This window comes from Pseudovibrio sp. FO-BEG1 (assembly GCF_000236645.1).
Taxonomy (GTDB): domain Bacteria; phylum Pseudomonadota; class Alphaproteobacteria; order Rhizobiales; family Stappiaceae; genus Pseudovibrio.
Genome location: NC_016642.1, coordinates 3,541,195 through 3,553,485, shown reverse-complemented (window position 1 = coordinate 3,553,485; position 12,291 = coordinate 3,541,195). Strand labels below are relative to the sequence as shown.

Here is a 12,291-nt window from a genome sequence, read left to right as displayed (position 1 = left end):
TATCGAAAATGGAATAATATTTTCCTTCATAATAGTATTTGTTATATATATGCTTAGTTCTTTTGTTTTAATTATTTAATCACTTGCGTATGGGTATTATTTACATCGTATAGTTATACTTAGGTCATATGGCGGCCACGTGATGACTGGATTGTGACTATGCCCAAAACGCCCACAACGAAACTGACGGCAAAGGAGAAGCAATGGCTTCGGGACGTGGTTGTTGCGCTCAAGCTGAAGATTGAAGACGAAGAGCAACTCGAGCTTGCGACGTCCTCAAACACATTTGCCAAGATGAAATCCGGCATGGATCAAATAGATGGTGAGGTTAAAGAGGCAAATAGTCCTTTAGCGCCGGAGGGGGGGGCTTTTGACCTTATTTGTGTGGGCCGAGGCACCTCTGCTGCCGCTTACCTGACCAATCTTAAACGCTCTGCGTCACAAGAGGGGATATCAGTGGATCAGCAACTAGAGGTCCTTGCTATAGGTAAAGACGATCCTTGGGCGGGTGCCAGGGGGTATGAGAAGGGGAAATATAGTCAGTGCATCAATCAGGCAGAACAATTCATAAATCCGGGTGAAGGCAAGTTCGCGTCTTCCAGCATTGATCCGGTGGATCGAATGGCCTTTGCAGCTACTAATAAGAAAAAAATTGAAAATGCGGCATTGGGAAATGTTCTTGATGCAGAAGTTCAAAAGATTGAGCGGGACGAAAAAACCGGCCTTTGGAAAATTCAGACTGATGCAACGGGTAATCCGCTCATGGCGCGAAAAGTTGTGTTGGCGACGGGCGCTGGCATTGAGACCACAGACTCCGAATACCATTATGTTCCGCCTGAAGTTGCGCAGTTCCGAGAAACAGGGGGTGAGGCAGCCAAGCGTATCATGGATTTGGACCAGTTTCAGAAAGGGCATGAAGGAACCAAGGAACTTAAAGACAGCGTTGTAACTGTTTTGGGTCCTAACGCTGGTACAGATGCCGTTATGGAATTGGCAACGCGCAATGTGCCTTTGGAAAATGTCAACTGGATGATGGGCAAAAATGACACTCCAGGGACGGCGCTGACCTGGGATGTCAGCAGTAAGGATATCACGCCAACCTTTACTGCCGAACAGGCGAGTTTGGATAGAGGTAAGGGAGGCCCTGTTCATAGATATAACAGCAAACAGGGATTTGAAATTTCTGCAGGCAAAGAAAAGGCGCTTGCGATCAAGACAGATGCGGGTGTGTTTGAAACGGATTATCTCGTTTATGCAACTGGGCAGCGCGGAGGGGGTATAAATCGTGCGGTAGGTCCGCAGGGTAAAGTAACGCAAGTGCCAATGCTGGAGAAGGGCCTCGCTGCACATCTGGAGCCTGTATATGACGTGAACCAGCGTTTCAGCGATCTTTATGAGTATGATGGTCCTCATAAAGGTGGAGCGTGGCAACATGTTGTGGGGTTGCAATTAAAAGGAACAACATCGACAGATGGCCTGGAGGTTATCGGTGCTGCTGCAATGCAAGCGGCCCGAGATGTGAAGCACAACTATATGGACGATGAACTTTGTAAACTCCAGGATATGGCTTTAAAGAGCCCAGCTGAAATTGGAGACCCAGCTAAGAAATGGCTTCCGGAGATATGGGAGAATGTAGCCTTTAGCAACATTGGGGATGCAAAGGTAAGCGATGATTACGCAGGCCGAAAAGAAAAGCTCTTGGAACTGCTTGAAGGCAAGCTTAAGATCAAAGAGATTGAAGAGGAACCCCTGAAGCAGCTCAAAGAGCTGATCTATACATTTGAGCTTCGGCAAAAGGCAGCGGCGGATCTGGGGGCAGATGCAGCAAAGAATGTATCTTCTGCGCTCGCAAAGGGATTACAGCGCACACAACCTGTCACAGTTGCTGATCCGCGCCTGATTTATGGTGCTCAGCTTAATATAGCCGCTCAAACGGAGAGTTTTAAAGAAGAGCAAATTACGACACCGGGTGGCATCAACTACAATGAAGACCAACAGACAATTGCGATGTACATTGCCCAAGTCTATCCATATATACCCCGTAAAACAGCTAATGAGTTTGTCGCCGAGCTAATTAAAAAACGCACGGACGGGAAACATTTGCGTGGATTCACTGGTGAAGATCGGAAGAAAATGGAAGGTGTTTTAATCCGTCTAAATGCAAAATATGAGAAAATTGTGAAAGATGCAGAAGCCAAATCTCGTAGCTTTAGGCCGAAACTGTGATCAATCCTGTACCATAACTTTCAATAGGTGCAGCGTGTCCTATGCTGAGAGCTCTGCTATCAATAATGGACAGTATGCCTGTTCCAATAGCCAAACCAATATGCAAGTTGTTACCAAGCTGCACGGGAAGGCTACTTGTGAAATTCGTCCTGCTTTCCGGACAAATTGAGTAAACCCATTATGCCGTCATTTCCCAAGCCCTTTGTTCAAATGCCGGACAAGGTGTTTGTAGCTGATAGCCGAATGTCTGGTCGTTCGGTTATCTATAGAACACCCGATTGTAGTCGAATATTCCCTTATCAAAAATCCAGACTGGCCTAAGAAACGTGGAGAGACTTCGCCGAATGTCAGGGCATGCCTTAGCCCGCTTACCGCTTCGGGGCTTGGCCTGTGGGAACCACCGGGCCTGCAGCCATGTGTGCCGCGTAAACAGGCAGGACACTCATCTGCAACTGACTTTTGTGGGTCTTTATGAGCTGGTCAAGCTGAACGCTCCTGAAGAGAGTATTTATAAAATGATTGATCTGTCTTTAGAAGTGTTGCGATCTCGCATGAAGTATACCCCAGAGCTGCCGTAATCGAGTAGACGGAAGGCATTCTACCTTCAGACTAGTTTGAGGGGCCTTTCTGCATTTTTTTAAAAATTACCTATTGCAAGTTGCAAGATCTAGTTTGACATGACACCAGTCATAAGTTGCAACGACATTCCAGTTAAAATGCTGCTGAGTTAGCGCGAATGTCCGTTCTTTTAGTCGTTGAGTAAATCCAGATCGCCCATCAGAGCTACTGAGAACACTTTGGGTGAGCCAATCTCAACCCATGATGGAACCCGACTGAATGTCCGGTAATGGCCCTGTCTCGGTACGCTTGGCATATAGCTGCATGACCAAAGCAGAGGTTGGCTTGGACGGCTTGCGTTCTCAACTTCATGTCGATCTCATTCAGCATGGCACTTAGGGCGGACTGCTGATTTTTGCTGCAGATGTGAATTTTTTGATGTCATCTATAAAAAACGAACATTGAAGAGATTTACTATAGAATTGAGATCGTGACGATGAGCTAGAGCTACAAAACTGGCATGCCGTTTTGAAGATGATTTTCCTTAAAAAGTTTCTCCTTCGATCTTAGATTCCATTCTTCTATCGAAAAGCAAAAAGGTGAGCGGAAGAAGCGAAAATAGCAGAGCAGTGGCTAGAGTAGCTGGTCCCTGAAGGTCTGTAAGGTTGGTAAGTGTGGCGATCGATGCTCCGCCGAACATGCGCAAGAAACCGCCTATGGACGCTGCAAGGCCTGCGCAATTGGGGAAGGGTTGCAAGGTGAGGCCCGTAGAGATACCGATCATCAAGCTGAAGCCAGCACTGCCAAGAGCAGCAAAGGCAAAGAAGGTCATCGTGACACTTTGCGGCACAAACAACAGGCCAAGCCCGCTGATGACGGATAGAGACAGCCCGACCAGAACGGTTGTAGGTGCCCCAATCATCTCAACCATACGCGGAGCGAGGAAGCTGAACAGCATTTGCAGCAGGCCAATGGCACCAAGAATAGTTGCGAATTGCATCTCGCTCATGCCGCCTTGCTCCATGGCAACTTCCGGTGCGATGGAAACATAGGTCATGACCGCGCCAAAGGTGGCAGCATTGGCAAGACTATAAAGGATAAAGGCGCGGTTGCGGGCCATGTCGCCTAGATTGCAGGTGATTTGATCGGGTGCGCCAAGCATGCGGTGGCGCTTTTTGGTCGGTGGCAAGGCAAGAGGTGTCAGGAACAGAAGCAAAAGGCCTGCTGCTGCCATCAGGAAGAAGGCTGCTTGCCACCCCCAAATAACACCCAATATGCCGCCAATCATCGGTGCAATCATGGGAACAGAGCCGGTCAGGCCGCTCATATAGCTCAGCCATTTGCCTGCTTCATCGCCTTCGAAATTGTCGCGCACCCAGGCAAAGGTGGTGACCATGGTAAACGATGCTCCAAAGCCTTGCACCAGACGCGCGCCATAAAGCCAGTCGAGGCTGGGGGCAAAGGCGGCGCCTAGGCTGCCCAATGCATAGAGCGAGAGGCCGATCATGGCGGAGGCTCGACGGCCAAAGCGATCCGAGATCGGGCCACCCACCAATTGGGCGAAACCAAGAGCAAAGATATAGAGCGGTATGGTGAGGCGCATCTGCTGGTTTGTGGCCTCAAACACGCTCAGCATTTCCGGGACAGAGGGCAAAAAGATATCGATGGCCAATGGTCCCAAAGGCGTCAGCATGAAAATGATGATGAGGGCAAAGGTACGGCGGCTCATGCTGGTTCTCCTTGTCTTGCTTCCGTGGGACATTGGACTTTGCCGTGCCGATCAATTTTGGTGAAAGGCAGGATGGCAGCTTTCTTCATCAGAACATCAAATCGCGCTCGTAAGTCGGAAGGTAGGGTGAACTCAGCCACCATGGAAAGGCTCTGCAAATCTGCAAGCAAGATGATGCTGTCGAGGCTCAAAGTGTCTGAGGTGAGAATGTGTTCTACCTTTGCCAATCTGGCTTTGATCTGGGCGGCAAACTGATCGCTCAATGCCAAGGCATCCTCAAATGAGCGACCAATGCGCTTGGGCATGGTTGTATTGAAAAAGCCACGGGCTCCGATGCTGGAAAGCTCGCCTGGCAAGAGATGCGGAATGCGCGGATAGCAAAGGCTGTTCAGCGCGACATTGACCTCGCGTTGCCATGCTTCCAGCTCCTCACTCATCTCATAGTTTTGCAGCAGCGGTGGTCCCTTCTGATCGAGATAATGGATAATGTCCGAGCTGTCTTGCAGCACGAGATCCTCGTCTTTCAGTATGGGCACGGTTAGGCTGGCAATGTGGCTTTTCAGCTCGGACGGGATGGTGCCGGGTGAAAGGGTGATGACATCAAGAGAGATGCCTTTCAGGCCAGCCATGATCTTGACTCGGATGCAATAGGGGCAGGTGTCAAAGGAATAGAGCTTCATGTCATGTGTCCCGCAAAGACTGAGAAGGGTGGGGGAAAGGCGCAACAAGACCGCGCCTTGAGGTTCATTGGTTAGCCGCCATGGATGATGGCAAAGCCCATTTTCAGGACATAATCGGGAAGGTCTTTGTAATTCTCCCATTGCTCATAGGCGGGCAGGCTGACCTCCTGGCGCATTTGTAAGACACGTTTGATCAACTGGCGGGAGTCTTCCTTTTGCCAGCCTTTGCATCTCAGGAAAGACTGCATCATAGAGATCGTTATAGAATTGAGCAGAAGCCTTCAGCAGAGCCGGATCGGTATTGTTTGAGTGAGTGTTGATGGCATGGTTCAAGTCCCAGCTGGCCAGTTCATTGAGGATTTGGCGGGAGCCGAGCAGGTTTGAATCCGTCAGTGCCCAGCCCGGTGTGAGAGCATTTTCCAAATACATGTCAGAGGTGACGACAATGCCTTCTTTTGGCAGATGCACCACGGCCACGGCAGTGCCATCAGCAGGGCCGAAATGGCTCAGCTCCACCTTGGTCTCGCCCACTTTCAGGGTCAACTTTTCTTCAAAGGTCACATCGATCTGATCGGGCAACAGACCAAGGGGATCCTGATCCATGAACATTTCGAAATTCTCATGGGCGATCACGTCGGCCTTAGCAAAGACCTCGGTACCACCCACATGGTCATAATGCTCGTGGGTCATGACGATCTTGGTGACGGGAAGGTCCGTCAGTTTGCTGATTTCCTTAGCGAGCAGTGAGGCCCGATAAGGATTGGCTGTATCTGTGATCAGCACGCCCTTGTCGCCAATGACGGCGAGGGAGGTATAGTGCAATGCGCTGATGGCATAGATATTTTCGCCCAGTTTTTGGGTTTCGATCTTTGGGCCTTCAGCAAGTACGGGGATGGTGGAACCGACAAGGGCAAGGATGCCCGCGGCCAACAGGGTTGAGAGCTTTTTCATCTTGTTCTTCCATTGTGCTGGCTGATGGGCCGGGTGGCATGCACCCGGCACTGATTGAGGCGTTGCTTAGTGGCCATGCCAGATGGAATAGGCCATGCGCTCCACATGGGCTGGCAGATTCTGCTCATACATGGCCCAGTGGCTGAAGTCGGGCAGCTTGACGGTCTTTTTCAGCTCCTCGATAGATTTGCCTGCCTGCATGCCATCCCATACCGCCTTGAACAGGGCTTCGTTGAAGTCCCAATCTTCCTTTAATTGAGCGGGGGAGGATTTTGCCATATGACCGGAAATCACGGTGTCAAATTCCAGCTCCTTGTGCACGCGGCGCAAGGTGTTGAGGGAGCCGACATAATCGTGGGTGTTCAGGCGGCCGGGCAGATTGACAAAACCCTGCAAGTGCCAGTCGACAGCCATCAGCACCTTGTCTTCGGGCATATGGATCACGCTATTGCACTGGCCGTCATTGGAGCCAAAATATTTCAGATCGATCACCTTGCCGCCGAGCTCGATGCGATGTTCCTTCTCATAGGTGACATCCGGCTGCACCACGCGTTTTTCCAGATCACGCCCGAGAAGTTCGGTGCAATTCTCATGACTGATGAATTCCGCACCTTCATCCTTGAAGATCTTGCCGCCGCGTGAATGGTCGAAATGAGCGTGGGAATAGATCACCTTGACCACCTTCTTGTCGGTTAGTTTGGCAATCTCTGCTCGTAAGGCTTTGGCGCGAAATTCGTGGTTGGGATCCACAATTGCCACACCTTCATCAGTGATCACCACCAGACTGGAATAATGGGCCATGTGGAATTGATAGACCCCATCTTTCAATTGGATCATGACTGGCTTCATTTCGTCATGATCGCCAGCAGCAATGGCGGGGGCGGTGAAGGTGGCACCTGAGATGGCAGCGGCGGCCAGCAGGCTCAACATTGTCTTTTTCATCGTCTTTCCCTTTCTTGGACTGCACGGAAGGGCCGCGCGGATAAGGCAAAGATACAATTGACTTCTGTTGAGATAATTGGTCTTCTATTAACAATATAAAATACAAAAAGTATCGAATGGATAAATTGCGGAAAATGGCTCTCTATTGCCGCGTCGTGGAACTAGGGAGCTTTGTTGCGGCGGCGCAGGACCAGAATGTCAGCCCAGCCATTGTCGGGAGGCATGTTAGTGATCTGGAAGCGATGCTGAAGGTGCGCCTGATCAATCGCACCACTCGCAGCATGGAAGTGACTGAAGTCGGGCATCGCTATTATCAGGGCTGCAAGATTTCACTAGCGCAATTGGCGGCGCTTGAACAGGACATGACGAACGAAGAAGGCGAGGCCCTTTCCGGTATCATTCGGTTGGCTGCACCAGAAGGGCTGGGCGCCCCCCATCTGCTCAGCGCAATCGAGAGCTTTCAGGGATTCTATCCCAATATCCTGTTTGATCTGGTTTTGGATAATGGCCAGACTGATTTCATCAGCGAGAATGTCGACCTCTCCATCCGGTTGGCCATTTCCATGCAAGATAGCTCGCTGATTGTGCGCAAATTAACAGACACGCGCCTTTGCTTTTATGCTGCGCCCTCTTATTTGGCCAAGCATGGCACGCCCAAAAAGCTAGAGGACCTAGATCAGCACGCTTGTCTGGCTTTCGGTGCCTCACGTTTCGGAGATAGTTGGCCCATAGTGACCGATATGGGTCTCTCCAAGTATCGTCTGCCCTGGCGAGTGGTGGTCAATCAAACACAGTTCTATCGAAAAGCCTTGATGAAGGGCATGGGTATCGGTCTTTTGCCTGAGATTATGGTAGCAGAGCAGGCCGAAGACGGTTCACTCACGCCTCTATCACTTGATGTCACTCTGCCAGAAGTCGGCATTTATGCCGTCTATCCTAACCGGGAGTTTCAACCCAAACGTGTGAGCCTATTCCTCAAACATTTGGCAGAAAGGTTTGGCAAGGTAGAGTGATTTGTGCCAGCAGAAATCTCTAACAGAACATTTCTGTCCGCATGTTAGTTTAAACAGCTCTATTGCAGTGCCAGGTCCTGGCCATACGGTGGTAGTCATGGCCCACACGTCATCAAAGATAATTTATGAGTATTGCTACAAAAACTTCCCCGCGAGCTAACTCAACCCTTGATAGACCTGCTCGAATGTCCGCTTGTGGCCCAGTCTGTCTTAAATTTGGTCAAAATCTCTGTCTGATGTGCAGTGGTGTTGATCGCAGATATTAAAATGAGTTTCCAGACCTATGATCTGCAGGAAAGGCGAGTATGATACTTTATTACTCCAATTTTGGCCGCTATGTTGAAGTTTGCGATCCTCAGTATGATACTTTATTTTTTGGAGTATATTTTGAGTTGGCGGATTTGTGCCAGTTTTCGGGTGTTTCAGTATGATACTTTATTACTCTCCTACATTAAAGCGCGGGGCTTATTGCTCCGCGTTTTTTGTTTTGGGGATGTGGGTGGTGGGCTGTCAGGCTGGCCAGTTGACTTTCAGGTCGGCATTGGTTTTGAAGGGCGGCTGGCGATGTAGGCGGCTATGGAGCACATGATGAGGGCGACGGTGACGGCCAGCAGGATTGTCGGGTGGGACATTTTCAGGAACATCAGGTAGCCGAAGGTCAGACCGGTGAAGGCGAAGATCTTTGCTTTTTTCGGGATGACCTTATGCTCCTGCCACTGGATGACGCTGGGGCCGATTTTCGGGTGTGTCAGGATCCAGTTTTCCAAGCGCGGGTTTGACTTTGCAAAGCAACCTGCTGCGAGGATGAAGAAAATCGTTGTTGGCAGCAGAGGCAGAAAGATGCCAATGATCCCTGTGGCCACAAGGGCTAATCCAAGCGTCATGTAGAATAGCTTTTTCACAGGGTGCTCCACTTCTGGCAAGCAGTTTCTGCCTTATACGCCTTGTTTGCGAGTGCTGACAATAGTTGGAATCTGGCTATTGCCGCGACAAAAGGCGACCGTGGCTAACATATCCACCCCATTACATGAGAAGCGTGAATTCTTTTTCAAGGGGAACTTGCAAAACCTACAAAATACACTAGTTCGTAAAGAAGCATGGATATATCTGCAGCTTGCCGCAGACATAATGCGGATGGTTCCCGAAATAAGAAAGTATGGCCGATGGGATCTGACGGGGATAAAAAGCCGAAGCGCGTTGGGTTCATGACGCGGCTCAGGAACTACTTCTTTACTGGCCTTGTTATTACGGGTCCGGTGGGTATTACCTTGTACCTGAGTTGGTCGCTTATCCAGTTGATTGATGGCTGGGTTAAGCCGTTTCTGCCATCTATTTACAATCCAGATAATTATCTGCCGGTTGAAGTACCTGGCTTTGGGCTGTTTGCAGCACTGCTTGCGATCACTGTCATCGGTTTTCTGACAGCTAATATTGCAGGTCGGTCGCTCATCAGCTTTGGCGAGTCCATTCTGGGCCGCATGCCATTGGTGCGTAACCTTTATTCCGCGCTCAAGCAGATCTTTGAGACTGTTTTGAATGACAGCGGGCGTAACTTCACCAAAGCCGGTCTGGTGGAGTATCCACGCAAAGGCTTGTGGGCGATTGTGTTTCTTGCCACCGATACCAAAGGGGAAGTGGCAGCGCGTTTGAAAGATGAGGCAGATACCGTCTCAGTCTTCCTGCCAACGACGCCAAACCCAACCTCAGGCTTTTTGCTGTTTGTGCCGCGTGATGACATCATTGAGCTTTCCATGAGCGTTGAAGATGCTGCAAAGCTTGTGATTTCTGCTGGTCTTGTCAGCCCGGAGTATCCAAAGCTTCTGGAAGGTGAAGACAAGAAGGCTGTTGAAGCGCATCAGCGTAAGAAGGCGAAGAAAGACGGCGACGGTTCTGAGACCGTCGCTGCTGAATAACTCAGCCTGCTCTGAGCAGTTTGATAGCTTCGTCTCTGGCGAAGAGATACAGGAGGTGGCGCAAGGCGTCGCCTCTTTCTGTTTCCAGCTCCGGGTCTGTAGTCATAATGAGCTTGGCATCATCTCTTGCGATTTCCATAAGGTCAGCGTGATCTTCAATGGAAGCCAGTCTGAAGCCCGGAGAGCCGGACTGACGGGTGCCGAGAAGTTCACCTTCACCGCGCAGACGAAGATCTTCTTCCGCGATCAGGAAGCCATCGTTGGTTTGGCGCAGGATGTTGAGGCGGGAAGCCGCTGTCTCATTCAGAGGAGCTTTGAATAGCAGCAGGCAGGAAGAGGCTAGGCTGCCACGGCCTACGCGGCCACGGAGCTGGTGAAGCTGGGCAAGGCCGAAGCGTTCTGCGTGTTCAATGACGATGATGGTGGCGTCAGGAACGTCAACGCCAACCTCGATCACTGTGGTGGCGACAAGCACGCGAGCGTCACCGTTTTTGAAGGCATCCATGGCGGCTTGCTTCTCATCGGCCTTCTGGCGGCCATGAACGAGGGCGACCACTGGGCCGAGTGCATTTTGCAGATCGTTGAAGCGTTCTTCCGCAGCTGCAAGGTCGATCTTTTCAGATTCCTCCACCAGTGGGCAGACCCAGTAGATCTTCTGGCCTTGAGCGATCATAGCGCGCAGGCGTTCTACCACTTCACCAATGCGATCCAAGGAAATGGAGACGGTTTTGATTTCCTGGCGGCCTTTGGGTTTGTCGGTCAGGCGAGAGACGTCCATGTCGCCGAAGTAAGAGAGGACGAGGGTGCGTGGGATTGGCGTTGCCGTCATGACCAGCACATCCACATGAGCGCCCTTAGAGGAGAGCGCCAGACGCTGGTGAACGCCGAAACGGTGTTGTTCGTCGACAATGGTGATGCCGAGGTCTTTGAAGTTGACAGTGGACTGGAATAGGGCGTGGGTGCCGACGATGAGATCGATTTCGCCCGCTTCTAATGCTTCCCCGATTTCCCGCTTGGTTTTGGCGGTGTCTTTGCCTGATAGGACGGCTGCCCGGATGCCAGCGGCATCGCAGAGTGGTTTCATGGAGGCAAAATGCTGGCGGGCGAGGATATCGGTTGGGGCCATCATGGCGGCCTGTCCGCCAGTTTCAATGACAGCTGCCATTGCCATGAGGCCGACGACAGTTTTACCGGAGCCCACATCGCCTTGCAGCAGACGCAGCATGCGGGTTGGCTCTTCCAGATCAGCGAAGATTTCTTTCAGCGCGTCTTCCTGGCCGCCAGTCAGCTCAAACGGCAGTGCAGCAAGGATTTTCCGGCGCAGGGAGCCATCGCCTTTGCGGGCTTTGCCGCCCATGTGGCGTAATGAGTTGCGAACCAGTGCAAGAGCCAGCTGGTTGGCGAGGAACTCGTCATAAGCCAGACGGGCACGGGCCAATCCTTCAGGAGCCAGATCTCTCGCGTCTTCCGGCTTATGAATGGAGCGCAGGGCGACGTCAAATGGCGGGAAATTGCGTTGCTCTACAAACTCTTTGTTCTGCCACTCCGGCATTTGAGGCAGGAACTGCAGTGCGGTGCCCATAGCGCGTTGGAGCGTTTTAGAGGCAAGGCCGGCTGTCATTGGATAGACTGGCTCTACAAGCGGCAGGTTCTCGGCTTCTTCCTCAGAGACCATATGGTCCGGGTGTACCATCTGGGCGCGTTCGTTGAACCATTCGACCTTACCGGAGATGATACGTTTTTCGCCAACTGGCAGAACGCGTTGCAGATAATCTCCGCGTGCGTGGAAGAAGACCAGCTCAATTGCTCCGGTCTCATCGTGCGCCAGAACCTTGTAGGGAGCCCGGCTGCCGCGAGGTGGTGCGCGGTGCTGGTCGATATGAAGAACCAGCGTTACGATTTCTCCTTCCGGAGAAGCGGCGACACCTGGGCGCAAGCGTCGGTCGATAACGTTGACCGGTACGTGGAAGAGAAGATCTGAGATGCGAGCTTCGCGATCCGGGCTGCCGACAAGCAGGTTGGTTATGGTCTTCGCGATCTTGGGGCCAATGCCCGGGAGCTTGGTGACAGAAGCGAAAAGAGGATCAAGGCGAGTAGGGCGCATACCATATAGACCATAACGTGAACAGCTAGCCTGATCTGTGCCATGTTCCCGTGATTTGTGCAACGCCCTTAAGAAAACACTGACAGATGAAAATAAGGGTTGTATACAGGCGAAACGATTTGGCCCTATCTATTTGCAGATAGTGACAGGGATCAGAGACCTTCTAGGGGAATGA

At 51.2% G+C, this 12,291-nt stretch carries 9 protein-coding genes; 3 read left to right on the top strand and 6 right to left on the bottom strand.

Going from position 1 to position 12,291, the window contains the following annotated elements; all coding sequences use genetic code 11:
- Positions 1–159 precede the first annotated feature (159 nt).
- Entirely contained in the window at positions 160–2,226 is a 2,067-nt protein-coding gene (locus PSE_RS16130; protein ID WP_148266162.1) for a type III effector, read from the top strand.
- Positions 2,227–3,328: 1,102 nt separating this feature from the next.
- On the opposite strand, the gene PSE_RS16125 is transcribed toward PSE_RS16130, so the two are convergent.
- The 4 genes from PSE_RS16125 to PSE_RS16110 all read right to left on the bottom strand — a co-directional run bounded on the left by PSE_RS16125 (position 3,329) and on the right by PSE_RS16110 (position 7,086).
- Positions 3,329–4,513 (bottom strand): multidrug effflux MFS transporter, encoded by a 1,185-nt coding sequence (locus tag PSE_RS16125; protein WP_014285843.1) that lies wholly within the window; start codon positions 4,511–4,513, stop codon positions 3,329–3,331.
- Entirely contained in the window at positions 4,510–5,193 is a 684-nt protein-coding gene (locus PSE_RS16120) for a glutathione S-transferase N-terminal domain-containing protein (protein WP_041768615.1), read from the bottom strand. Before PSE_RS16120 ends, PSE_RS16125 begins: the two co-directional genes overlap by 4 nt.
- Before the next feature lie 144 nt (positions 5,194–5,337).
- Positions 5,338–6,144: an MBL fold metallo-hydrolase gene (locus tag PSE_RS16115; RefSeq protein WP_148266161.1), complete on the bottom strand. Its 807-nt coding sequence runs from the start codon at positions 6,142–6,144 to the stop codon at positions 5,338–5,340.
- Positions 6,145–6,210: 66 nt separating this feature from the next.
- A complete protein-coding gene (locus tag PSE_RS16110; RefSeq protein WP_008546846.1) occupies positions 6,211–7,086 on the bottom strand; it encodes an MBL fold metallo-hydrolase in 876 nt (291 codons plus the stop codon).
- A 116-nt stretch (positions 7,087–7,202) separates the two neighbouring features.
- Between PSE_RS16110 and PSE_RS16105 the strand changes: the two genes are divergently transcribed.
- A complete protein-coding gene (locus PSE_RS16105; protein WP_014285840.1) occupies positions 7,203–8,099 on the top strand; it encodes a LysR family transcriptional regulator in 897 nt (298 codons plus the stop codon).
- A 530-nt stretch (positions 8,100–8,629) separates the two neighbouring features.
- On the opposite strand, the gene PSE_RS16100 is transcribed toward PSE_RS16105, so the two are convergent.
- The gene (locus PSE_RS16100) at positions 8,630–9,001 is read right to left on the bottom strand and encodes a YbaN family protein (RefSeq protein WP_371260787.1); all 372 of its coding nucleotides are present in this window, start codon (positions 8,999–9,001) and stop codon (positions 8,630–8,632) included.
- Positions 9,002–9,262: 261 nt separating this feature from the next.
- Between PSE_RS16100 and PSE_RS16095 the strand changes: the two genes are divergently transcribed.
- Positions 9,263–10,012 carry a DUF502 domain-containing protein gene (locus PSE_RS16095; protein ID WP_014285838.1) on the top strand — a complete coding sequence of 250 codons (750 nt, stop codon included), beginning with the start codon at positions 9,263–9,265 and terminating at the stop codon, positions 10,010–10,012.
- 1 nt (position 10,013) lies between these two features.
- Here PSE_RS16095 and recG read toward each other — a convergent pair whose 3' ends face one another.
- The gene (recG, locus tag PSE_RS16090; protein ID WP_014285837.1) at positions 10,014–12,116 is read right to left on the bottom strand and encodes an ATP-dependent DNA helicase RecG; all 2,103 of its coding nucleotides are present in this window, start codon (positions 12,114–12,116) and stop codon (positions 10,014–10,016) included.
- Positions 12,117–12,291: the final 175 nt, after the last annotated feature.

Coding starts and splice junctions, on each gene's coding strand:
- PSE_RS16130 (WP_148266162.1), top strand. CDS start 160: ATGCCCAAAACGCCCACAACGAAACTGACGGCAAAGGAGAAGCAATGG.
- PSE_RS16095 (WP_014285838.1), top strand. CDS start 9,263: ATGGGATCTGACGGGGATAAAAAGCCGAAGCGCGTTGGGTTCATGACG.
- PSE_RS16120 (WP_041768615.1), bottom strand. CDS start 5,193: ATGAAGCTCTATTCCTTTGACACCTGCCCCTATTGCATCCGAGTCAAG.
- PSE_RS16105 (WP_014285840.1), top strand. CDS start 7,203: ATGGATAAATTGCGGAAAATGGCTCTCTATTGCCGCGTCGTGGAACTA.
- PSE_RS16125 (WP_014285843.1), bottom strand. CDS start 4,513: ATGAGCCGCCGTACCTTTGCCCTCATCATCATTTTCATGCTGACGCCT.
- recG (WP_014285837.1), bottom strand. CDS start 12,116: ATGCGCCCTACTCGCCTTGATCCTCTTTTCGCTTCTGTCACCAAGCTC.
- PSE_RS16115 (WP_148266161.1), bottom strand. CDS start 6,144: ATGAAAAAGCTCTCAACCCTGTTGGCCGCGGGCATCCTTGCCCTTGTC.
- PSE_RS16110 (WP_008546846.1), bottom strand. CDS start 7,086: ATGAAAAAGACAATGTTGAGCCTGCTGGCCGCCGCTGCCATCTCAGGT.